General features: G+C 71.5%; 16 protein-coding genes. 9 read left to right on the top strand and 7 right to left on the bottom strand.

Annotated features, from left to right (window positions below):
• Positions 1-324 precede the first annotated feature (324 nt).
• A complete protein-coding gene (locus tag F6W97_RS16305) occupies positions 325-1,905 on the top strand; it encodes an SDR family oxidoreductase (RefSeq protein WP_155371188.1) in 1,581 nt (526 codons plus the stop codon).
• Positions 1,906-1,977: 72 nt separating this feature from the next.
• On the opposite strand, the gene F6W97_RS16300 is transcribed toward F6W97_RS16305, so the two are convergent.
• The 4 genes from F6W97_RS16300 to F6W97_RS16285 all read right to left on the bottom strand — a co-directional run bounded on the left by F6W97_RS16300 (position 1,978) and on the right by F6W97_RS16285 (position 8,350).
• Positions 1,978-4,209, bottom strand: coding sequence for a M4 family metallopeptidase (locus F6W97_RS16300; RefSeq protein ID WP_155371187.1), 2,232 nt, complete (start codon positions 4,207-4,209; stop codon positions 1,978-1,980).
• 195 nt (positions 4,210-4,404) lie between these two features.
• On the bottom strand, positions 4,405-5,427 hold the full coding sequence (cydB, locus tag F6W97_RS16295; protein ID WP_155371186.1) for a cytochrome d ubiquinol oxidase subunit II: 1,023 nt from the start codon (positions 5,425-5,427) through the stop codon (positions 4,405-4,407).
• A gap of 12 nt (positions 5,428-5,439) precedes the next feature.
• Positions 5,440-6,843, bottom strand: coding sequence for a cytochrome ubiquinol oxidase subunit I (locus F6W97_RS16290; protein WP_155371185.1), 1,404 nt, complete (start codon positions 6,841-6,843; stop codon positions 5,440-5,442).
• Positions 6,844-7,126: 283 nt separating this feature from the next.
• Positions 7,127-8,350, bottom strand: a complete 1,224-nt coding sequence (locus F6W97_RS16285) for a thrombospondin type 3 repeat-containing protein (RefSeq protein ID WP_155371184.1) — start codon at positions 8,348-8,350, stop codon at positions 7,127-7,129.
• Positions 8,351-8,464: 114 nt separating this feature from the next.
• Here F6W97_RS16285 and F6W97_RS16280 point away from each other — a divergent pair, with 114 nt between their 5' ends.
• Positions 8,465-9,952 (top strand): helix-turn-helix domain-containing protein, encoded by a 1,488-nt coding sequence (locus F6W97_RS16280; protein ID WP_155371183.1) that lies wholly within the window; start codon positions 8,465-8,467, stop codon positions 9,950-9,952.
• Between the two features lie 21 nt (positions 9,953-9,973).
• Positions 9,974-10,711, top strand: a complete 738-nt coding sequence (locus tag F6W97_RS16275; RefSeq protein WP_155371182.1) for a carbon-nitrogen hydrolase family protein — start codon at positions 9,974-9,976, stop codon at positions 10,709-10,711.
• A gap of 15 nt (positions 10,712-10,726) precedes the next feature.
• Here the strand turns inward: F6W97_RS16275 and F6W97_RS16270 are convergent, their stop codons facing one another.
• A complete protein-coding gene (locus F6W97_RS16270) occupies positions 10,727-11,341 on the bottom strand; it encodes a Pr6Pr family membrane protein (protein WP_155371181.1) in 615 nt (204 codons plus the stop codon).
• A gap of 100 nt (positions 11,342-11,441) precedes the next feature.
• Between F6W97_RS16270 and F6W97_RS16265 the strand changes: the two genes are divergently transcribed.
• The 6 genes from F6W97_RS16265 (at position 11,442) to F6W97_RS16240 (ending at position 20,017) form a co-directional block, all read left to right on the top strand.
• Positions 11,442-13,733, top strand: coding sequence for an MMPL family transporter (locus F6W97_RS16265; protein ID WP_230686726.1), 2,292 nt, complete (start codon positions 11,442-11,444; stop codon positions 13,731-13,733).
• 184 nt (positions 13,734-13,917) lie between these two features.
• Positions 13,918-14,610 carry an adenosylcobinamide amidohydrolase gene (locus F6W97_RS16260; protein ID WP_230686725.1) on the top strand — a complete coding sequence of 231 codons (693 nt, stop codon included), beginning with the start codon at positions 13,918-13,920 and terminating at the stop codon, positions 14,608-14,610.
• 159 nt (positions 14,611-14,769) lie between these two features.
• Positions 14,770-18,144, top strand: coding sequence for a 3-keto-alpha-glucoside-1,2-lyase-like domain-containing protein (locus F6W97_RS16255; protein ID WP_155371180.1), 3,375 nt, complete (start codon positions 14,770-14,772; stop codon positions 18,142-18,144).
• A gap of 155 nt (positions 18,145-18,299) precedes the next feature.
• The gene (locus tag F6W97_RS16250; protein WP_155371179.1) at positions 18,300-18,458 is read left to right on the top strand and encodes a hypothetical protein; all 159 of its coding nucleotides are present in this window, start codon (positions 18,300-18,302) and stop codon (positions 18,456-18,458) included.
• Positions 18,458-19,582: a YeiH family protein gene (locus tag F6W97_RS16245; protein WP_155371178.1), complete on the top strand. Its 1,125-nt coding sequence runs from the start codon at positions 18,458-18,460 to the stop codon at positions 19,580-19,582. The genes F6W97_RS16250 and F6W97_RS16245 overlap by 1 nt, the downstream gene beginning before the upstream one ends.
• 96 nt (positions 19,583-19,678) lie before the next feature.
• Positions 19,679-20,017, top strand: coding sequence for a nuclear transport factor 2 family protein (locus F6W97_RS16240; protein ID WP_155371177.1), 339 nt, complete (start codon positions 19,679-19,681; stop codon positions 20,015-20,017).
• 75 nt (positions 20,018-20,092) lie between these two features.
• Here the strand turns inward: F6W97_RS16240 and F6W97_RS40135 are convergent, their stop codons facing one another.
• Positions 20,093-21,142, bottom strand: a complete 1,050-nt coding sequence (locus F6W97_RS40135) for a hypothetical protein (protein ID WP_196279181.1) — start codon at positions 21,140-21,142, stop codon at positions 20,093-20,095.
• Between the two features lie 280 nt (positions 21,143-21,422).
• Entirely contained in the window at positions 21,423-21,872 is a 450-nt protein-coding gene (locus F6W97_RS16230; protein WP_155371176.1) for an HIT family protein, read from the bottom strand.
• Positions 21,873-21,924: the final 52 nt, after the last annotated feature.

Below are 21,924 nucleotides of genomic sequence, written 5' to 3'. Positions count from 1 at the left end.
CGGATGGCGACCTCGCGGTCGGCCGACCAGGACCGGGCCCACCGCCTGCGGAAGGCGGGGTGAGCTGCCGGCTGGCCCGCGCCCGGACGCGTGGCCAGGAATGCGTGGCTCGCGGGCTGTCCGGGGTCGGGCCGCCTGCCCACGGAGGGCGACATCCTCACGCGGGCCACAACCCAGAAGTTGTAGCTACAACTTCTGGGTTGTGGGCCGCGCACGGAAGTTATCCCCCACGAGCGCCCGGTTTGTCCGGCTAGCAGGACCGCAATCGACGCGGCATCCGTCGCAAAGGCCCACGGAGCAGGCCGGATTCGTAGAATTCAGGGCATGTCACGGCGATCCGCAGGTCGGCAGCAGGTCCGGGTGCTGGTGACCGGGGCCACCGGGTACATCGGCGGGCGGCTCGCGCCGCGGCTGATCGAGGCCGGGCACCACGTCCGCTGCCTGACCAGGTCGGCAGGGCGGCTGCGGGACGTGCCGTGGGCCCGCGGCGCGGAGATCGTCGAGGCGGACGTGCTGGACCTCGACGCCACCCGCGACGCACTGCGCGGCATCCACGTGGCCTACTACCTGGTCCACTCGCTCGGGTCACCGGGATTCGAGGACGTCGACCGCCGTGCCGCGCACACCTTCGCCGAAGCTGCGCGCGAGGCCGGGGTCAAGCGCATCGTCTATCTCGGCGGCCCCGAGCCGCACACCACGCCCGGCGGCGAGCCGGCCTCGGCCCACCTGCGCTCCCGGGACGAGGTGGCGACCCTGCTGGCCGCGTCCGGCGTGCCCACCGTGACGCTGCGGGCCGCGGTCATCATCGGCTCCGGCTCGGCGTCGTTCGAGATGCTGCGCTACCTCACCGAGCGCCTGCCGATCATGGTGACGCCGCGCTGGGTCGGCACCCGCATCCAGCCCATCGCCGTCCGCGACGTGCTGCACTACCTGGTCGCCTGGGCGGGCGTGCCGGGCGAGGTCAGCCGCTCCTTCGACATCGGCGGCCCCGACGTGCTCACCTACCGCCAGATGATGGACCGGTATGCCCGCATCGCCGGGCTGCGCCCGCGCGTGATCGTGCCGGTCGGCGTGCTCACCCCCTGGCTCAGTTCGCAGTGGGTCAACCTGGTCACGCCGGTGCCCGGCGCGATCGCCAAACCGCTGGTCGCCAGCCTCATCCACGAGGCGGTCTGCCGCGAGCACGACATCGCGCGCTATGTGCCCGACCCGCCGGAAGGGCTCAAGGACTTCGACGAGGCCGTCGAGCTGGCGCTGGTGAAGATCCGCGACGCCGAGGTGGAGACCCGCTGGTCGACCGCCACCTGGACGGGCGCGCCCGCCGAGCCGCTGCCCACCGACCCGGACTGGTCGGGCGGCAGCGTGTACATCGACCACAAGACCCGCCGGGTGCACGCGCCGCCGGACGCGCTGTGGAACGTCATCATCCGCATCGGCGGCGAGACCGGCTGGTACTCCTCACCCCTGGCCTGGGTGCTGCGTGGCTGGCTCGACCGGGTGATCGGCGGCGTCGGGCTGCGCCGCGGCCGGCGGGACCCGGTGGAGATCTACGTCGGGGAGGCGCTGGACTTCTGGCGGGTCGAGGAGATCGAGCACGGCCGGCTGCTGCGGCTGCGGGCGGAGATGCTGCTGCCCGGCCGCGCCTGGCTGGAGCTGCGGGTGGATCCCGACCTGCTGAGCCCGGCGCACGTCTGCCGCTACGACCAGCGGGCCGTCTTCATCCCGCGAGGGCTGCTCGGCCACCTGTACTGGCAGTGCATCTCGCCGTTCCACCACTTCATCTTCGGCGGCATGGCCCGCAACATCGCCCGCGCCGCCGAGCGGGCCGCCTCGCCCGCCGAGCCGACGCCGCCGCCGGTCCGGGCGCTGTCGGCCACCCGGGTCCGCGCCGATGCCGCCCCGTGACCGCCGGAACGTAGGCGGAGGCGCCACCCAGGGGTGCGGGTGGCGCCTCCGTCATTTCTGGGGAGGATCAGGTCAGAGGGTCAGCGACCATGTGTCGATACGCCCGGTGTCGGCGCTCGCGGCATCGCGGACCCGCAGGGTCCAGGTGCCGTTCGCAGCCTCGGTGGAGAGGTTGACGGTGTAGGTCTGGTTGATGTTGTCGGCGCTGCCGCCGGACCGGTTGTGCAGGTTGTACACCGATCCGTCCGGCGCGACGAGGTCCACGACCAGGTCACCCTTGTAGGTGTGGATGATGTTGACCGCGACCGCGCTGGTGGACGACGCGTTACGGGCACAGCCCGCGATGGTGATCGTGCTGGTCACCGTCGTGAGGTCCGGGATCGTGACGTCGGTCGGGTTGGTGCCCGAGCAGCCCGGCGCGCCGTTCACGGTCAGGCTGTAGGTGGTGGTCCGGGTCGAGCTGGCGCCCGTGCCCGTGACGGTCACCGCGTACGTGCCCGAGGGGGTCGACGCGCTGGTGGCGATGGTCAGCGTGGAGCTGCCACCGTTCGACGAGATCGACGTCGGGCTGAACGACGCGGTCGCGCCGCTCGGCAGGCCGCTGGCCGACAGGCTCACGGTCTGCGCGCTGCCGTTGGTCAGGGTCGCGCCGATGGTGCTGGTGACCGAGCTGCCGGGGTTGACCGAGCCCGACGCCGGCGACGCGGCGAGGGAGAAGTCGTTGCCGGTGGGGCAGGCGGTGTCGCTGCCGGCCACGTTGACCGCGGTCCAGGCGGCCTGGACGGTCTTGTACTCGACCGAGCAGGTGCCGTAGAGGTCCGTGGCGGCACGCAGGGTGTACGCGCGGGCCGTGTTGGCCGGGTTGCTGGTCAGCACGTAGCGGGTGCTGGAGGTGAAGTACACGTCCAGCGCGCGGTACCAGATCTTCTCAGCCTTGGCGCGGCCGATGCCGGTGACGGCCGGAGCCGAGCCGCAGACCGGGCTGGTGCCGTACGACGTGGCGCCGGTGCCCTCGGCCAGGTTGAAGAAGAAGTGGTTGCCCGGGCCCGAGCTGTAGTGCACGTCGACGCTGTTGGTCGAGGTCGACCAGCAGCCGTGCGACGAGCCGTCCAGGGTCGGGTTGTACATGTAGCGCAGCGGGGTCCCGTTGCCGTTGATGTTGATCTTCTCACCGACCTGGTAGTCGCCCGGGTCGGACGGCGCGGCCGCGTAGAACTCGACCATGTTGCCGAAGATGTCCGAGGTGGCCTCGTTCAGACCGCCGGACTCACCCGAGTAGACCAGGCCCGCCAGGGCCTCGGTGACGCCGTGGCTCATCTCGTGGCCGGCGACGTCGATGGAGACGAGCGGGCGGCTGTTGCCCGAGCCGTCGCCGTAGGTCATCTGCGCGCCGTCCCAGAACGCGTTGACGTACGCGTTTCCGTAGTGGACCCGGCTGGGCACGCCCGCGCCGTTGCCGAAGATGCCGTTGCGGCCGTGCACGTTCTTGAAGTAGTCGAACGTCTTGGCCGCGCCGAAGTGCGCGTCCACACCGGCCGACTGCCGGTTGGAGTTGGCCCCGGTGCCCCACGCGTTGTCCGCGTCGGTGAACGTCGTACAGGTCGACGTGCCGTTGTTCATGTCGCAGGTGCGGCCGTTGCCGCGAACCGGGTCGATGAGCTGGTACGTCGAGCCGGACAGCGTCGTGTCGATGCTGACGTTGCCCGTGTAGATGCCGTTGCCGGTGCCGGTGACCGTCTCGATCTCGTCGAACGAGCCGATGAGCGCGCCGGTCTGGGCGTCGGTGATGACGTGCAGCTTGGACGGGGTCTGGCCGTCGGCCAGCCAGCCGTGCAGCGTGGTCTCCCAGGCAAGCCGGCCCTGGCCGGTGCTGGCGTCGACGAACAGCTCCGAGCCCCGCTCGGAGGTGATGGTGCCGGCGAAGTTGGCCTTGGCCGTCTCCAGCGCCTTCGCCGCGGTGACCTTCGGGGTGGTCGCCACGGAGATGGGCGCGAGCAGGCCGTTGGAGACGCCGGCGTAGGCGCCGCCTGCCTTGGTGTGCACGACGAAGTCGCCACCGTAGACCCGCAGACCCTGGTAGGTGCGGGTGTACTTGGTGTGGGTCGCGCCGTTGGCGTCCTTGCGGACGCGGTCGACGGCGTAACCGTCCGACGCCGACGAACGGATGTCCGCGGCATTGGCGCCGACGGACGCGGCGCGCGATGCCGCGGCCGTATCGGGCGCTGCCGCGCCCGAGGTTGCTGACACTGCCACGAACGCGACCGCGGTGACGGCCACGCCGGCAGTGGCGAGGATCTTCCTCACGAGTCCTCCCCGACTCTCCACAAAGTTCTCGTGGCGGTAGCCACGAGCACCCTATGGATACCCTGTTACCCCCTTACATAGAAAGACTTGAGTATCGAGATTCCTGTGTGACATACTCGCGCGCGATTCATGCACCGGCCGTCACATATTCGACCCGTCCGGTCAGTCGGGCAGAGCCGATCGCACCCCTCCGTTTCACTCCGGGATGTTCTGAGTGCCGATGCGCTTGCGGAACACCCAGTAGGTCCAACCCTGGTAAAGCACCACGATCGGCGCGAACACCACGGCCACCCAAGACATGATCTTCAGGGTGTACGCCGACGACGCCGCGTTGAGCAAGGTCAGACTGTTGACAGCCGGCTCGACGGTCGACGGCAGCACGTACGGGTGAAGCCCCGCGAACAGCGACGCCACGGCCAGCGCGATCGCCGCCGCGGTGCCCGCGAACGCCCAGCCCTCACGGCGGCCCTCCGGGTCGGTGCGCGACCGCAGCCGGTTCGCGACCAGGCCGCCGACCAGGCATACCGCCGCGAGCACGGACAGCACGACCGCCGCCGTGCCGCCCCGGAGGGCCAGGGTCAGGCCGAGGAACAGCACCGCCAGCGCGGCCGCCCCGGTCCCGGCCCGCCCGGCCAGCAGGTTGGCCCGCCGCCGGATGTCGCCGCTGGTCTTCAGCGCGATGAAGATCGCGCCGTGGGTGACGAACAGCGCGACCATCGTCACCCCGCCGAGCAGCGCGTACGGGTTCAGCAGGTCCAGCAGGCTCCCGACATGGTCATGCCCGGCGTTCAGGGGAATCCCGCGCACCACGTTGGCGAACACCACGCCCCACACGAACGCGGGCACCGCCGAGCCGAACACGATGCACCGGTCCCAGCGCCGCCGCCAGGCCGCCTCCGGGCGCTTGCCGCGGAAGTCGAAGGCGACCCCGCGCAGGATCAGCGCCGCCAGGATCAGCAGCAGCGGCAGGTAGAACCCGGAGAACAGGGTGGCGTACCACTCCGGGAAGGCGGCGAACATCGCCCCGCCCGCGGTGATCAGCCACACCTCGTTGCCGTCCCACAGCGGGCCGATGGTGTTGATGACGACGCGGCGCTCGCGGTCGTCGCGGCCGAGCACGGGCACCAGCATGCCCACGCCGAAGTCGAAGCCCTCCAGCACGAAGTACCCGATGAACAGTCCCGCGATCAGCAGGAACCACAGGGTGGTCAGTTCCATGGCGCACCTCTCCTAGTACGCGAAGGCCAACGGGCGGTCCTCGTCGGACTCGACCGGGGGTGGCGGGCTCACGTCGGGCAGCCCGGCGCGGGCGTACTTCAGCAGCAGCCGCACCTCGATGAAGGCGAGCGCCCCGTAGAGCACGGTGAAGACCACCAGCGAGGTGATCAGCTCGGCCGCGGTGACGTTGGGCGAGTTGGCCGCCGCCGTCTTCATCTGGCCGAACACCACCCACGGCTGGCGGCCCATCTCGGTGAAGATCCAGCCGGTCGAGTTCGCCACCAGGGGCAGCAGCGGCAGCAGCGGCAGCGCCCGCACCAGCCACCGCGAGCGGGGCGTGCGCCCGCCCCGGATGGCCCACAGGGCCCACAGCGCCAGCAGCGCCGCCGCCGCGCCCAGCCCGATCATGAGACGGAACGTCCAGTAGGTGAGCGGGATGTTCGGCTTGTAGCTGCCGGGGCCGTACTTCTGCTCGTACTGCGCCTGCAGGTCGTTGATGCCCTCGACCCGGCCGTCGAAGCTGCCGGTGCCCAGGAACGACAGCAGGCCCGGGATCTCCACCGACCAGACCGGGCGGCTGCCGTCGAGGGTGCCGACGGTGAACGCGGAGAACGGGGCGGGCTGCTCGGATTCGTAGAGCGCCTCGGCGGCGGCCATCTTCATCGGCTGCACCTCGGTCATGATCTTGCCCTGGACGTCGCCGGTGAGCAGCATCGCGCCCATCGCGACCAGGGTGGTCCACGCGCCGATCTTCACGGCGCTGCGGTAAGCGCCGGTGTCCTGCCCGGGGCGGCGCACCAGGTGCCACACCGCGACCGCGGTGACCAGGCCACCCGCGACCAGGAAGCAGCCGGCGACCGTGTGCGGCACGGTGATCAGCGCGACCTTGTTGGTCAGCACGGCGACGATGTCGGTCAGCTCGGCCCGGCCGGTGTCCGGGTTGATCCGGTAACCGACGGGGTTCTGCATCCAGGAGTTCGCGGCCAGGATGAAGTACGCGCTGAGCACCGTGCCGACCGCGACGACCCAGATGCAGGCCGCGTGGATCCTCTTCGGCAGCTTGTCCCAGCCGAAGATCCACAGCCCGAGGAACGTCGACTCCAGGAAGAACGCGACCAGCGCCTCCATGGCCAGCGGCGCGCCGAACACGTCGCCGACGAAGCGCGAATACTCGCTCCAGTTCATGCCGAACTGGAATTCCTGCACGATGCCCGTCACCAGGCCCATCGCGAAATTGATCAGAAACAGCTTGCCGTAGAACCGGGTGAGCTTGAGCCACTTCTCGTTGCCGGTGCGCACCCAGGCCGTCTCGAAGGCGGCCACCATGAACACCAAGCCGATGGTGAGCGGCACGAATAGGAAGTGATACACGGTGGTGATGCCGAACTGCCAGCGGGCCAGCTCCGTCACGTCCATACCGGGGACTCCTGCCTGTGCGAGGCTACTGGCAGCAGCGTGCTCCCTGGATATGAGCTGAATGAAGCCGTCTCCCCCCAATGCGAGCTGTGTCACGCTCGTACGTCACTGTCCGGCTCGCGCCGGGCGGCAAGCCATTTCGAAACGTCTATGCGGCCGCCTCTGCCCGCCGAATCCTGAAGCCCTGGAACCACTCCTGCTTCCGTCCCGGCAAAGGAGCTGCACACCGGCATTGAAGCCGCGGGCCGGGCGGCGGCCGATCACCGCCACCCGGCCCGATAGGTCAGCAGAGGCCGTCGCACCCGCCGCCCGTGCCGGGCGGTCCCGGCGGCACCCGGTCCCCCGGGTTCGGCAGGTCCGGCCGGCTCTCCGGCAACGGCATGACGGCCAGCCGCGTCGGCTCGACCAGCAGGTACAGATCCCCGGCGGTGTCGTCGACCAGCATGATCGTGCTGGGGTCGCGCACGTCGTCCGGCGTGCCGTCCGTGCCGGGCGCGTGCCAGCCCTGCACCACGTTGACCGACGCGCCCCGCAGCCGCAGCACGCCGTCCACCATCTCCTGGGTGACGATGGCGCCGTACGCCTGGTCGGGGTCGACGTACCCGCCCTCGTCGTCGGGGTAGTCCGTGCCCTCGCTGGAGCCGTCGTCGGTGCCGTCGAGGGCGCCGCGGGACTCGCCGTAATACGTCGACGCCGTGTCGCCGTCGGGCTCGACATCGCGGCCCCGCATCGAGTTCACCGCCGCCGCACCGTCCACCCTGGTGTCCTCGGTGCCTTCCCGGGTGCCGGTGAGGTCCTTCTGCGCGTCGCGGAACTCGATCCGCAGATTCCCGTCGACCCGCGTCACCTGCTCGGTGCTGCCGTCGCGGTAGCGGTTGATCGTGTCACCGTCGCCAACCTGCTCGGCGCCGATCCAGCCGCCGTGCGCGAAGTGGGGGTCGGCCGCACCTGCGCTGACCAGGCTCGCGTCGAAGCGGCCGAGCTTGATCCCGGCCGGCAGGCCCGGCTTGGCCGTCAGGCCGTCCAGGCCCAGCGAGAAGCCGTCGCGCTCGATCGAGATGCCGTACTCGTCCAGCGTCTTCGCGGAGACGCCCAGGCGGCTGAGCGTGTCGGCCCGGCTGGGCAACGGGAACGCGCCCAGCGGGTCGACGCCGAGCTTCTGCCGCGCGGCCAGGATCTCGGCCGGGAACACCGCGAACCCGCCCAGGCCGTACTCGAACGACGGCAGCGCCCGGCCCGCGGCCAGCTCCGCCACGAGCCGCAGCGGCGGCCGGCTGGCCGGGTCGTGCGGATCGGTGCCCGCGGCGACCTCGTCGGCGTCACAGACACCGTCACGGTCCGAGTCGTATACCCGCCACGCGACGTAACACCCGGTGGGATCGCACAGGCGCAGCACCCGGTGCTCGCGGCGCGGTTGCTCCGCCGCGCCCGCGGGCACGCCGCCGCCCATGGCCAGCACCGAGCACAGGACGGTGGCGGCGCCGATACTGAGAATTCTTCGAGACATGCCCGCGACCCTCGCACCGGCCCGCTGCACAGGCCGCCCGGTGTCGTCATCCCGCCAGTCGCACCCCCGGATCACCTGGGGATATCCCTGGTACGGCAGCACTACTCTGTGCGCGTGTTCCCCGATGTCGATGCCGATCGACTGCTGTCCGCCGCCCGGCGCACCGCCGACCCGGCCGCCGCCGCCCGGCTGATCGCCGAGGCGTTCTTCCACGTGTCCCGCACCGCCGACCCGGCCACGCTGAGCCCGCTCGTCGACCGGCTGGCGGCGCTGCGCTCCGACCCGGCCCGGCCGCAGACCGAGGCGCTGTTCCACACCGTCGCCGGGGCCGTCGGCGTACGCACCAGGAAACCGCACGCCACCAGGCACCTGGAGAGCGCGCTGCGGATCGTCGAGACGCACCGCCTGGACGCCGACCCGCTCCACCTCGAATGCGCCATGCTCTGCACGCTGACGCTGATGCGTCCACAGGAGACCCGGCCCCGGTTCGCCCATCTGGTGGCGCAGGCCGATGTCACACCCGCCCGCCGCGCCCGGCTGGTGTCCATGCTCGGCCTCGGCGACGCCTGGAGCGGCGACCTGCTGCGCGGCCGGGCAGGGCTGCACGAGGCGCGACGACTGGCCCAGGCGGCGGGACGGCTCGACATCGAGGCCGAAGCGACCTCGTGGCTGGTCAAGATCGAAGCCATGTGCGGCGACCTGGCCGCCTCGGCGGCCTGCCTGACCCAGGCCCGCGACCTGGCGGCACGATCGGGGTCGCGCTGGGTCGCGGCGCACATCGCCGAATGCGCGGCCGCGCTGCACCTGGCCTCGGGCGACACCGACGCCTGGCTCGGCGTGCTCGAATTCCTGGTGGGCACCGTCGTCGGGGCCAACTCCGGCCTCATCTTCGAGCACCGCTGGGAACTGGCCACCCACTACGCGCTGCACGGCCGTGCGGACGCCGCCGCCGCGCTGCTGGCGGCCATGCCCGACCCGCCGCTGGGCTGGCCCGGCGCACCGGCGCTGCCGGCCTGGCGCGGCTGGATCGCCCAACCCGCCGACCCCGCGGCGATGGCCCGGTTCGAGGCGTCCCTGGCCGGGCTCAACCGGCCCGTGGAGCGGCTCTCCCGGCCCCGGATGGCGTGGCTGCTGGGCGCGCAGCACGCCCGGCTGGGCCGCCGTGCGGACGCGACCCGGCTGCTGGAGGTCGCCTGCACCGGCTACGCCGCGATCGGCGCTGCCGGCCTGCTCGCCCAGGTCATGACCGACCTGCAACGCCTCGGCCTGCCGGGCGGACCTGCGGTCGCGTTTCCCGCCACCGCCGTGCCGGCGCCTGACGGACCGCGGCTCGCCGTGCCCGTGCACCGCCCCGACGGCCCATCGCTGGCCGAGCCGGGCGGCAAGCACGCGGCCAGGCCCGATGGGCAGCGGCTGACCGAGGCCGAGACCCGGGTCGCCCAGGCCGTCGCGGGCGGGCGCAGCAACCGGGAAGTCGCCGCGCTGCTGGGCGTCTCCGCCAAGACCGTCGAGTTCCACCTGGGCAACATCTTCCGCAAACTCGGCGTCCGCAACCGCACCGAACTGGCCGCCACCACCTCGACCCTCCAACTCGGCGCATGAACCGCCGCTACGCTCCTGTGCATGCGCGCTGTGTTGCGGGTCGGCGCCTGCCAGACGCCGGAGCTGCTGGGCGACGTCGACGCGGCGATCTCCTGCATGGCCGGGTTCGCCGCGCGGGACGAGGCACGCGACCTCGACCTGCTGCTGTTCCCGGAGGGCTTCCTGCAGGGTTACCTGGTGGAGCCCGTGCACCTGCACACCCGTGCGCTGAGTCTCGGCTCGCCCGGGTTCGCCGCGGTGCTGCGCCGGCTGCGCCCGATCCGGCAGACGCTGGTGTTCGGCCTGCTCGAGGCCGACGGGGACCACCTGTACAACTCGGCGGTCGTGGTGACCGGCGGCGAGCTGACCGGGGTCTACCGCAAGACGCACCTCCTCGACGGCGAGCGGTGTTTCGAGGCGGGCGGGTCGTACCCGACGTTCGTCCGCGACGGGGTCCGGTTCGGCATCAACATCTGCTATGACACCTGCTTCCCCGAGGCCGCCGCCGCGGTCGCCGGGCAGGGCGCGCGGGTGCTGCTGGTGCCCGCACAGAACATGATGCGGCGGCCCGCCGCCGAGCAGTGGCGCGACCGCCACCATGCGATCCGGGCCGAGCGGGCCCGGGAGACGCGGCTGTGGCTGGTCTCCGCCGACGTCACCGGCGAGCGCGACGAACTGCGGGTCGGCTACGGCCCGACCAGCGTGCTGAGCCCTGCCGGTGAAGTCGTCGCGCAGGTCCCGCTGGGCACGACCGGAATGGTGACGGCGATCATCCGGTGATCCGCCGTCGCTCGGTCAGCCGACGTCGGGTGCGGTGGCCGGAATCCGCCGGATGCGCCGGGCCAGCTCGCCGAGCCCGATCAGCAGCAGGCCCAGCAGGAAGAACAGCACCGCGAAAACGACCGCGTTGAACGCGACCGCAGGGTAGCCGTGCGTGCCCACGTCGATGAACGGATACGGGTACCTGCCCGTCAGCGCTCCGCGCACCAGCGCGAATGCCAGGTAGGCCAGCGGGTAGGCCAGCCACAGCCCGGCGTGCCACCAGCGCACCCGCTCCCGGTTGACCAGCAGCCAGTCGATCGCCGCCAGCAGCGGGGTCACCGTGTGCAGGAGCAGGTTGTGCACCGTGTCGGCGCCCGGGTCGGCGGTGAAGAACGGGCTGGCGGGATTGGTCAGCACGAGGTGGTACACGGTCCCGGTGATCGCGATGTAGAGCGTCGCCGCCCCGCGCAGCCGCACGTCGCCCCGGCCGAACGCGGCGAGCCCGAACACGGCCGCGACGATCAGGTTGCTCTGCACCGTGAAGTAGACGGCCACGCCGGGGCCGCCCCCGGTGTGCACGAGCAGCAGCACCACGCCCGCGAGGGCGCAGACCGCGGTGAGCGCGCGCAGCGCGCGGGCGATCGACATGCGCGAGAACGTACCAACGGGCGACCGCTCTGAACAGGGGCCGCATCCGGGCGGCGCATGACGTGCCGGGCACGGGCGCGGCGGCCGCGGCGTCTGGTCGATGTCCGAGGCTGTTGCGTTCGGACGGTCGGCGGTATTTCATGGCGTCGGCGATCACCGGATCGGCCCGGTCACCCTGGAGGACGCGATGCTCGCACGGCTCGGTCGGATCGTCGCCCGGGGGCGGTACGCGGTGATCGCCGGGTGGGCCGGGATCGCCCTGTGCGGGGCGGTCTTCGGCGGCACGGTCTACGACCGGACCGAGCCGCTGGACGACCTGCGCCCGAACGCGGAGTCGACCGCGGCCCAGGCCCGCATCGACGAGCTGGCGCCGACCGGCGAGCAGATCGTGGCGGTGCTGTCGGGGCGGAACTTCTTCGCCACCGACCTCGTCAACCAGGCCAGCCAGATCATGTTCGAGATCCGGGCGATCCCGGGCGTCGTCAAGGTCACCGACGCGTACACCGCGGGCTCGGCCCAGGTCTCGGCCGACAACCTGAGCTCGCTGGTGGTCGTCGAGCTGTCGCCGGAGCTGGACGACGACGCGGCGCTCGCGGTCGCCGACCAGGTCAGCGCGGCACTGCACCGCGTCGCCGTGCCGACGGTGCTGGTCGGCGGGAAGCTGCTGGCCGAGCGGGACTTCGGCGACCAGGCGATCGCGGACGCCGCGTTCGGGGAGTCGGTCGCGCTGCTCGTGCTGTGCGGGGCGCTGATCGTCATGCTCGGCGGCCTGGCCGCGGGCAGCCTGCCGATGGGCGCGGCACTGGCCACGGTCGCCGGGACGCTGCTGGCGCTGACCGGCCTGGCCGGCGCGATGGGTGTCAGCGACTACACGGTCAACGTGGTCACCCTGCTGGGGCTGGGCCTGGCCGTCGACTACAGCCTGCTGATCCTGGCCCGGTTCCGGGAGGAGCGGGCCGCCGATCCGCGCGCCCCGCTGCCCGACCTGCTGGCCCGTACGGTCGCCACCGCCGGGCGGGCCGTGCTGGTGTCCGGGCTGGCCGTGGGCGTCGCGCTGTCCGGCCTGTTCTTCTTCGCCGAGCCGCTGCTGGCCGCGATGGCGCTGGGCGGCGCGCTGGTGGTCCTGCTGGCGACGGCGACCGGCCTGACCCTGGTGCCCGCGCTGATCGCGGTCGCACACCGGCGCATTCCCGCGCCGGGCACCCGGACCTGGGTGTGGCGGCGTCCGGCCCGCCGCGGCCCGGGTCTGCTGGCACGGTCGGCGGCTTTCGCGCAGCGCCGGCCCGCCGCGGTGGCGCTCGCGGTGACCGCGGGGCTGCTCGCGCTGGGCGTGCCGCTGCTGCACGTGAACCTGGCCGACTCCGACGCCCGCTCGCTGCCCGCGAGCAGCGAGGCCCGGCAGGCGTACGAGGCGGTCGAGCGCGACTTCGCCGCGAAGTACCCGCAGCCGGTACCCGTGGTGATCGAGGCCCCGGCCGGCGACCCCGCGGTGACGTCGCTGCTGGACCGGATGCGTGCCCTGCCGGGGGTGACCGACGTCGACCTGCGCGAGAGCCTGCCGCCGGACGTGGTCATCGCCGAGGTGGAGTTGCCGGGCCGGGCTGCGAGCGAGCGGACCCAGCAGCTGGTACGCGACCTGCGCGCGCTGGACACCACGGTGCCGGTGCTGGTGGCCGGGCCCGCCGCGCAGCTGGTCGACGCGAAGGACGGCACCGCCGACCGGCTGCCTGTCGCGCTGGCCGTCGTCGTGGCCGCCACGGCGCTGCTGCTGTTCCTGCTCACCGGCTCGCTCGTGGTGCCGCTGAAGGCCCTGCTGATGAACCTGCTGACCATGCTGGCGACGCTCGGCGTGCTGGTCGCCGTGTTCCAGTGGGGCTGGGGGTCGGCCCTGCTCGGCTTCACGCCCTGGGGCGCGCTGGACGTGACCACACCGCTGCTGCTGTTCGTTTTCGTCTTCGGCCTGTCCATGGACTACGAAGTGTTCCTGCTGGCCCGGATCCGCGAGGAGTGGGACCGCCGCACCGGCGACGACCGGGCCGCCAACGACCGCGCCGTGCTGGCGGGGATCACCGCCACCGGCCCGGTGGTCACCGCCGCGGCGGTGTCGATCGGCATCGTCTTCCTCGGCTTCGCGCTGGGCGAGCTGGTCGCCGTCAAGGAGATCGGCGTCGGCATGGCCGTCGCCGTCCTGCTGGACGTCACCGTCATCCGCGGCCTGCTGCTGCCCGCGCTGATGTCGCTGCTCGGCCGCGCCAACTGGTGGCCCGCCCGCGCCGCCGCGCTGCCGCCGACCGCCACGGCCACCCCACCGGCCCTGCCCCACCCGCGCCAGGAGCCCACCGCGAAGGCATCCTCCGCCCACACCCCCGCCCGCACACGTCGCTCCGCATGAACACGCACACCCCGCTTCGCGTGGACGCGGACACTCCCCGCCTTGCAGGGACGGGCACACCCCTGCCTTGCATAGACGTTGGCCTATCAGATCGAATATTTATAGATCAAAGTCGATGTAATGGGCCAACGTCAATGCGTGAAGCCTCGGCTCCGGCGTGGCGGCGGCCGCGTTAGGGTGCCGTGTGCCGATCCCCCACCCCGACGCCGCGCTGCTGCGCGCCCTGCTCATCCAGTACGACGACGGGTCGGGCGACTGGCCGGCGCTGGCGTGGCGGGCCGGCGACGGCTGGCAGATGATCTCCAGCGCGGTGCTCGGTGGCGGCATGGGACCGCGCTCATGGGTGCTCAACGCCCAGGTGGGCCACGGATACGCCCGGCTCGACCCACATCGGCACCTGAGGGAGATCGCGCAGCAGCACGGCCTCACCGGCCACGGCGTCGGACTGATGACCGCCGCCCGCGTGACCGAAGCCGCGTTCGCCCGGGACGGCGACGTCGAAGCCCTGGTCACAGCCGGCATAGGCGTGTCCGGCTGGGCGGCGGAAGCTCCGGCTGTGGACGCCGCCACGCAGGCACAGAGCGCCCTCGTGCCCGGCACCATCAACATCATCGTGGCGCTGCCGGTGGCCCTGTCGCCCGCCGCGATGGTCAACGCGGTGGCCACTGCCACGGAGGCGAAGGTGCAGGCGCTGCGCGACGCGGGTTTCGACGCCTCGGGCACCCCCACCGACGCCGTGTGCGTCGCATCCCGGGAGGCCGGCGACGAGGTGCCGTTCGCGGGGCCGCGTTCGCCGTGGGGTGCACGACTGGCCCGAGCTGTGCATTTGTCCACTCTGGAGGCCGCGCTGCGGTATCGGGCGCGCCGACTTTCGTAGGGATAGCAAGAACTTTTGCTGAGTTGATCGAAAGATATAGACAGCGCGATGGAAAGCGTCTAATGTCTCGATCCACCCTCCGATGTTTCTGGTGTGTTAATCGTCGGCGTCGATGACCACCCGGGCACGGCCACCCCTCCCTCTCCCCCAGGAGTAACGATGGGCAGACGACTGCTACGCCGAACTCGCGGTCCCGTGCTGGTCACCCTGGCGCTCGCCCTCGCGGGCGGCGTGTGGGCCGCGCCCGCCGCCGCGGTTCCGGCCCAGGAACCGGGCGTCACCCTGCGCGTCTTCGACGTCCAGGTGCCGCTGAACGAGATCTGCGCCCTCAAACCCGCGCAGACGCCCAATATCGACAAGCTGATGCCGACGGTCAACTGGAGCACCGCCGCCGACTTCGGGTTCGAGGACCTGTTCGTCGCCCAGGTGCTCGGCAACGTCAACATCACCCAGGCCGGGTCGTACACCTTCCGCCTCACCAGCGACGACGGCTCCGAACTGCGGATCGACGGCGCGATGGTGGTCAACCACGACGGGCTGCACGGTGCGACCGCCATGGAGGGCACGGTCAGCCTCACCACGGGATACCACGCGCTGAACATCGACTACTTCGAGCGTACCGGCGGCCAGCAGCTCACCCTGGAGTGGCGCACCCCGGGCTCGTCGACGTTCGTCCTGGTGCCGAACTCGGCGCTGAGCACCGACGCGGGGGTGGTGCGGGTGACCGCGCCCGGCCGCAAGGAGTGCGAGGGCGTGGCCGACTCCCCCGGCGACGGGCTGCCGCTGACCGGCGTGCACCCCGGCTACACGCTGACCAACCTGCGGCCGGGCACGTTCCAGCCGAAGGTCACCGGCATGGACTGGCTGCCCGACGGCCGCCTGGTGATCTGCACCTGGGGCGGCAGCGACCAGTCCGGCACGTCCCAGGCCGGTGAGGTCTACGTGCTGGGCAACACCGGCGGGGCGACCAGCCCCGGCAACGTGACCACCAAGAAGATCGCCGGCAACCTCAAGGAGCCGATGGGCCTCAAGGTCGTCGACGGGGTCGTCTACGTCACCGAGAAGCAGCGCCTGACGCAGCTGCTCGACACCAACGGCGACGACGTCGCCGACCAGTACAACACGATCGCGACCTGGCCCTGGGGCGGCAACTTCCACGAGTTCGCGTTCGGGCTGCTGTATGCCGACGGGTTCTTCTACCTGAACCTGTCGGTGTCGATCAACAGCGGCGGCGCGACCACGGTTCCGCAGCCCGCGACCAACCGCGGCACCGCGATCAAGGTGAACCGGGCGACCGGCGCGGTGTCCTACGTGGCCGGTGGCCTGCGCACCCCGCACGGCATCGGCTGGGGGCCGGAGAACGGCATCTTCGTCACCGACAACCAGGGCGGCTGGCTGCCCTCGTCGAAGCTGCTGCACATCAAGCAGGGCCGGTTCTTCAACCACTACACCACCCCGGCCGGGCCGTTCGACACCGCACCGGTGACCCCGCCGGTGCTGTGGATGCCGCAGAACGAGATCGCCAACTCGCCCAGCACCCCGATCCTGCTGCCCAGCGGCGTGTACGCCGGGCAGTTCGTGATCGGCGACGTGACCTACGGCGGCCTGCAGCGCGGGTTCGTGGAGAAGGTCAACGGCGAGTACCAGGGCGCGCTGTTCCGCATGACGCAGGGCCTGGAGGCGGGCGTCTCCGAGGTGAACATCGGCCCGGACGGGGCGATCTACCTCGGCGGGCTCGGCGCGGGCGGCAACTGGGGCCAGTCCGGCAAGCTGACCTACGGCCTGCAGAAGCTGACCCCGAACGGCACGTCGGTGTTCGACATCCTCGCCGTGCGGGCCACCGGGGCCGGGTTCGAGATCGAGTACACCCAGCCCCTGTCGGCGGCGACCGCGGCGAGCCTGGCCTCGGCGTACAAGGTCAAGCAGTGGCGCTACGAGGCCACCGCGGCCTACGGCGGCCCGAAGCTCGACGAGCAGAGCCTGACCGTCACCTCGGCCACCCTGTCCGCCGACGGCAAGAAGGTGACCCTGGCGGTCAGCGGCCGGCAGGCCGGGCGCGTGGTGCACATCCGCTCGCCGCGCCCGTTCACCTCCAGCACCGGCGCTTCGCTGTGGAGCACCGAGGCCTGGTACACCCTCAACGCCATCCCCGGCCAGACCCCACCCCCCGCGGACGGGATCTACCAGGCCGAGTCCGCGGTCCGCGCGGGCGGCGCGTCGGTCGCCACCGACCACACCGGCTACACCGGCACCGGCTTCGTCGCCGGGTACGGCACCCTCGGCGCGAGCACCACGTTCACCGTGACGGCGGGCTCGGCCGGGACCTACCAGGCGGGCCTGCGCTACTCCAACGGCCCGAACCCGTCCGCGGGCCCGAAGACGGTCAGCCTGTACGTCAACGGCGCCAAGCTGAAGCAGATCACGCTGGCCAGCACCGGCAACTGGGACACCTGGTCCACGCTCACCGAGAGCGTGGCGCTCAACGCCGGGGCGAACACCATCGCGATCAAGTACGACAGCGGCGACATCGGCCACGTCAACCTCGACGCGCTGACCGTCTCCGGCGGGGCCGGAGCCATCGTCGGCATCGGCGGCAAGTGCGTCGACGTCGACAACGCGGGCACCGCCGACGGCACGAAGATCCAGCTGTACACCTGCAACGGCTCGAACGCGCAGCGCTGGAGCCGGGTCGGCAGCACCTACCGGGCGCTGGGCAAGTGCCTGGACGTCGACAACGCGGGCACCGCCAACGGCACCAAGGTGCAGCTGTGGACCTGCAACGGCAGCGGCTCGCAGGTCTGGCAGCCGCAGCCGGACGGCACGCTGCTCAACCCGCAGTCGAGCAAGGTGCTCGACGCCCTGTCGGGCAGCTCCGCCGACGGCACCCAGCTGCACATCTGGCAGGCCGCCGGGGTGCTGAGCCAGCGCTGGGCGGTGGCCGGCAGCGGCCAGCGGATCCAGCTGTTCGACGGTGACGACGTCGCCTCGTGGCAGAACTCCAGCGGCGGCGCGGCGACGTGGCCGTTCTCCGGCGGCTCACTGGAGTCGCTGGGCGGCGACATCCGCTCCCGGCAGGCGTTCGGCGACTTCAAGCTGCATGTGGAGTGGTACGAGCCGCTCTACCCGGCCAACGTCACCGGGCAGCAGCGCGGCAACAGCGGGATCTACCTGCAGGACCGCTACGAACTCCAGGTGCTGGACTCGTACGGCGACACGGCGCTGGACAACACCGAGGCGGGCTCGATCTACACCAAGGCGGCGGCCAGTGTGAACGCGGCGGGCGCGCCGGAGACCTGGCAGTCCTACGACGTCGTGTTCCGGGCGGCCCGCTTCGACGGCTCCGGGAACAAGACGGCCGACGCCCGGGTGACCATCGTGTGGAACGGCTACGTGGTGCACAACGACATCACGGTCAACGGGCCGACCGGTGCGGGCGCACCGGAGAGCGCGGCCGGCGGGCCGATCCGGCTGCAGGATCACGGGGACGCGGGCGCGAACCCGCGGTTCCGCAACATCTGGCTCGAACCGCTGTAGCCAATCACTGCAAATCGGATCAAAGCTGCGCCCCTGCTGCTACAACAGCAGGGGCGCAGCCCTGTGACCAGGCAACAAATCCATTCTCGACTAATCCTACCGGCCTTGTATAGAATCGACGACGTCGCCACCTCCAGCCCCGAAAGGCGTACATCATGAGTGACCTCACGCCGCCGCAGACCGCCACCGACACCAACGCCGTCGCCCGCGTCGTGCGCGCCGCCCTCAACGAGGACTGGCTGGCCACCGCTGTCGGCCTGCTCCTGGTCGCCCTCGTGCTGACCGGCGTCATCCCGACGGGCCTGGTCCCCTGATGGTCGCCACCGAAGAGGACCTCGCGGCGCCGCCTGCCGAGCGCCCCGCCCGCACCTGGCCGTGGCTCGTCCTCGGCGTGCTGATCGTGCTCGTCCTCGGTTCGGTGGCCCGGTTCCTCGAGGACACCATCCCGGCCGCGGCCAAGGGCACCAGCCTGGAGAAGTTCGCCGCCGCCGTCGAGTACCCGATCTACGCGATCGTGCTCGGCCTCATCGGCAACGTCATCGTCTACTTCACGGGGCTGCGCGAGCGCATCGCCGACGCCGTGTTCACCGAGTTCTTCATCAAGACCGGCCTGGTGCTGCTCGGCGCGTCGATCAACCTCAGCCTGATCGTCAAGGCCGCCGGGCCCGCGATCCTGCAGGCCGTCCTGCTGATCAGCAGCGTCTTCCTGATCACCTGGTACCTCGGCGGGCTGCTCGGCCTCGACGAGAAGCTGCGCGCCCTGCTGTCGGCGGCCGTGTCGATCTGCGGCGTCAGCGCCGCCATCGCCGCCGCCGGAGCCGTGCGGGCCAAGCGCGAGCAGCTCGCGTACGCGGCCAGCCTGGTCATCATCTTCGCGCTGCCCTCGATCTTCCTCCTGCCGTGGCTCGCCGACCTGCTCGGGCTCAGCCCCGCCGTCGCCGGGGCCTGGATCGGCGGCAACATCGACACCACCGCCGCGGTCACCGCCGCCGGCGCGATCGCGGGCGAGCAGACCCTGCAGATCGCCACCATCGTCAAGGCCACCCAGAACGCGCTGATCGGCATCGTCGCGGTCGCGCTCACCGCGTACTTCGCCTTCAAGGTGGAGAAGGACGCCGACGCGCAGCGCCCCGGCCTGCGCCAGCTGTGGGACCGCTTCCCCAAGTTCGTGCTCGGCTTCATCGCCGCCTCCGCCATCGGCACCTGGTATGTCGGCTCCGTCAGCGCCGCCGAGGGCAAGGCCCACATCGCGGTCATCAACGACCTGCGTACCTGGTTCCTGATCCTCGCCTTCGTCAGCATCGGCCTGCAGCTGCGCGTCAGCGCCCTGCGCGAGGCGGGCTGGCGCCCGGTCGCCGTGTTCGGCGGCGCGACCCTGGCCAACCTCGCCATCGGCCTCGGCCTGGCGTCCATCCTGTTCGCAGGCTTCACCGTCTGACGACACCGACTCCGCGCGCCGGTCGCTGGGCCACAGGACCGGCGCGCGGCTCATGTCCTGCGGCCTGCAACCGGCGCGCGGCCCTATCGTCGAGGCATGGACACGTCCGCACTGATCGACGCCTTCAACGACGCCTGGAACGACCACGACCTCGAAGCCGCGCTCGACCTGTGCACGGCCGACGTGGTGTTCGAGAGCACGAACCCCGCCCCGGACGGCCGGCGGCACGAGGGACGCGACGAGGTGCGCGAGGCCTGGCGGCCGGTGTTCGAGCAGGTCTCGGGCCGCTTCGACATCGAGGAACTGACCGTCGCGGGTGACCTGGTGGTGCAGCGATGGCGATATGACTGGGGCGCCGGCCACGTCCGCGGCGTCGACGTCATCCGGATCCGTGACGGCCGGATCGCCGAGAAGCTGTCCTACGTCAAGGGCTGAAGCCCGATCGCGTGGTCACGGCCACACCCGAGGCCGCCGCGAGTGCGCGTCACCTGCGGCGGCCTCGGGTGGTGATCAGCCGAGTGGCGCGTCGACCTGCGCCGGGTCCATGGTGGCCGGTGGTGTCCGCGGCTCCGGGTCCACCGAGCGCAGCAGCTTCGTCGGCTGCGGCACCGGATCGCCGACCGGCGGTGGCGGCAGCGCCATCGGCGGCTCGACCTGTGCCTGGCTGCCCAGCGCGGCGTCCGGAACCGTCGCCGCTCCGTACGGCCGGGCCGCCGTCGACCCTGACGGGCCGGCCGACGGCGACGTCAGCGGGGCGGCCGACGGCGGCACCTGGACCGAGCTGGACGGACCGGGTTGTGCCGACGACGACGGACCGGGCGAGACCGACGGGCCGGCCGGCACCGTGGAGGGAGACGGGCTCCCGGACCCCGCCGGGCTCGCGGACGGCGACACGCTCGCCGATGCCGACGGGCTCGCCGAGCCCGAGGGGCCACTGGAGGGCGTCGTGGACGCCGACGGGCGGGTCGTAGGCGTGGCCGACGGGGAGGCGCTCGCGGAAGGCTTGGCCGACGGAGAGTCGCTCGGCGACGGCGACGGCGACGGCGACGGCGACGGCGACGGGGTGAACGACGGTCCGTCGTCGTCGCCGGAGCATCCGCCGCAGCTGTAGTACAGGATGTCCCAGTGGTTCCCCTCGTCGGTGTAGATGTTCCCGGACGGGGCCTTGTACTGGTAACCCCAGCCCTTGATGTAACCGACGTAGCGGAAGTACCGCTTGATGTAGCGGCCGATGCAGTCGTACTTGCTGATGTCGATCTTCCAGCCGTTCCAGTGGGTGTACGTGCCGGAGCCGTGGCCGGTCTCGGTGCCACCGGTGACCCGCAGGTCGCACTTGCTGGCCTTGCGCAGCGTGAGCAGGCCGTCGACGGTGGAACGCCGGATGCGCTCGAACGACGTGCAGTTCGCGTTGTTCCGGTTGGAGCAGTTGCCGCTAGACCAGATCGAGATCCCGGCGTCGCGGAACATGTCGACGGTGGTGCGGTGGCTCAGGTAGGCGGCGGCCTGCGCGCTGGCAGCGGGCCAGCCGAGGACGAGGACGGTAGCCGTGGTCAGCAACAAGAGACCACGTCGCACAGGGCGGCGCATGGATTCTCTCCACTGCTCGGGGATGATCGGGTTGCCCTGACGCTACCGAGAATCGGCGATAATCGGACAAGAATTCGTAAATCTGCCCAAATGCCCCATTAGTCGACGGCCGATCGGCTCGCGGGAGACAAGTGCTCGCAACGCCCACAACTTCTGGGTTGTGGTTACCACTCCTGGGTTGTGGACTCCCCAGCGAGAGGCACCTCTCGGGCCGATGGGACCAGCCCGCGGCGCGCCGTCCGTGCCGTTGGACTCACACCGCGCCGGCCAGGAGGAGGCGCACCGCCTTCGCGGCGGCATCGTGCGCTGCCGGAGCAGCCGGGGGCGCGTCCGGGCGCACCTGACCGGCCCCGCCGACCAGCGGCCCGCCCGGATGGCACGGGGCCAGGTTGAAGTGCAGGTGCGGCACGCGGTCGCCGAAGACGTACACGTAGACCTTGTCCGCCCCGGTCGCCTCGCGCACCGCCGCGGTGGCCCTGGACAGCACCGGCCCGAGGGTCGCCGCCTCCGGTCCGTCGAGAGCGGTGACGTACGGGATGTGCCTGTGCGGCTCCAGGTGCGCGAAGCCCGCGACCGCGCCGCGCAGCACCACCGACAGCCGCCAGTACTGGTCCTCCCACACCCGGCGGCGGTCGAAGAAACCGTCCGCGTCGGCGGGCCGGCACAGCAGACAGTCGCCGACGGGCGTTTCGTCGCGGGTCACGCGGCCCAGTATGCGGTGAGCCCGCGCACCAGGTCACCTCGTCGACAGCGGT

This window comes from Catellatospora vulcania, from assembly GCF_009720385.1.
Taxonomy (GTDB): Bacteria; Actinomycetota; Actinomycetes; order Mycobacteriales; family Micromonosporaceae; genus Catellatospora; species Catellatospora vulcania.
This window is presented reverse-complemented; position numbering and strand designations above follow the sequence as displayed.